Source organism: Streptomyces sp. NRRL F-2664, assembly GCF_000719345.1.
Classification (GTDB): Bacteria; Actinomycetota; Actinomycetes; order Streptomycetales; family Streptomycetaceae; genus Streptomyces.
The window spans coordinates 1-1445 of the sequence record NZ_JOFX01000203.1; the positions used below are offsets into that span (position 1 = coordinate 1).

At 67.0% G+C, this 1445-nt stretch carries 1 protein-coding gene; it reads left to right on the plus strand.

Translation table 11 applies throughout. The features are described 5' to 3' along the window. The first annotated feature begins 230 nt into the window (after positions 1-230). Complete coding sequence (locus IF89_RS0135340; protein WP_030777209.1) at positions 231-1427, plus strand: IS110 family transposase; 1197 nt, start codon at positions 231-233, stop codon at positions 1425-1427. The last annotated feature ends 18 nt before the right edge of the window (positions 1428-1445 follow it).

Genomic DNA, 1445 nt, shown 5'->3' on the forward strand with positions numbered 1-1445 from the left:
GCTCTACCTTTTTGGACGGGTTGGTCCTCCCATTCGTAGGGTGGGGACGCCCAGGGGTATCGGGTGTGGCTATCAGGCTGCTGCCGCTTTGTGGCTTACGTCGCTTCGCCGCCCGGTGCCCCACGACGACTCGGCCGCCGATTAGGAAGTGCGAACAAGTCGCTGAGTAGAGCAATGCCGGCGAAGTCGTCCGTGGTACGAACTGAACGAACACGCACGTCAGGAGCACGATGAGCCGGATATGGGCGGGGATCGACAGCGGCAAGGGGCATCATCACGGCCTTGCCCTGGACTCGGACGGCAAGACGCTGCTGTCGCGGCGGGTCACCAACGACGAGCCCGAGCTGCTCAAACTGATCGGTGACGTCCTCGACCTGGCGGACGGCCGGCAGGTGACCTGGGCGATCGACATGACCGGCGGCGAGCCCGCGCTGCTGCTGGCCCTGCTGGTCAGCCACGGCCAGGAGGTCCTCTATCTCCCCGGCCGGCTCGTGAACCGCGCCTCCGACGGCTACCGCGGCGAGGGAAAGACCGATGCTCGCGACGCCTACGTGATCGCTGACCAGGCCAGAATGCGCCGCGACCTGAGGCCCATCCGCCCCGGTGACGAAGCCGCCATCGAGCTGAAGCTGCTGACCGGGCGCCGGTCCGACTTGGTCGAGGACCGCACCCGCTCGGTGAACCGGCTGCGGGGCACCCTGCTGAGCATGTTCCCGGCTCTGGAGAGGGCTCTGGACGTCACCAACCTTGGCCCGCTCAAGCTCCTGACCGGGTTCCAGACCCCGGCCGCGATCCGCCGCGCCGGCGTCACACGGCTAACCAAGTGGCTGGCCAACCGCAGCGTCCGCAATGCAAGAACCCTTGCCGAAGCGGCGGTTGAGGCTGCCGGGCGCCAGTACACCGCCATTCCCGGGGAGAAGACCATCGCGAAGCTGGTCCACACCCTGGCCGAGGAGGTGATGACCCTCAACGAGCACATCGCCGAGATCGACAAGCTCATCGAGGGCCGGTTTCGCGAGCACGAACTCGCCGAAATAGTCCAGAGCGTGCCCGGTATCGGCCCGACCCTTGGTGCCGAGTTCCTCGCCGCTGTCGGCGGCGGCCTGGACGAGTTCACCTCCCCGGACGCCCTGGCGGCATTCGCTGGCGTCGCCCCTGCGCCACGGGACTCCGCCAAGGTCAGCGGCAACCTCCACCGGCCCGTGGCTTACCACCGGCGCTTGCAACGCGTTTTCTATACCTCCGCGCTCGTCAGCGTCCGTTGCGACCCGAACTCGCGGAAGTTCTACGACAGGAAACGCGGCGAAGGCAAGAAACACGTCCAGGCCGTACTCGCCCTCGCCCGCCGACGCGTCAACGTCCTGTGGGCCCTGATCCGTGACCGACGGTGCTACGAGGTCACACCCCCTGTGGCCGCAACCGCTTGACAACAACATTAGGAAGCG

Bases quoted from the DNA above. Each gene is read 5' to 3' on its own strand.
- IF89_RS0135340 (WP_030777209.1), top strand. From the start codon at position 231: ATGAGCCGGATATGGGCGGGGATCGACAGCGGCAAGGGGCATCATCAC.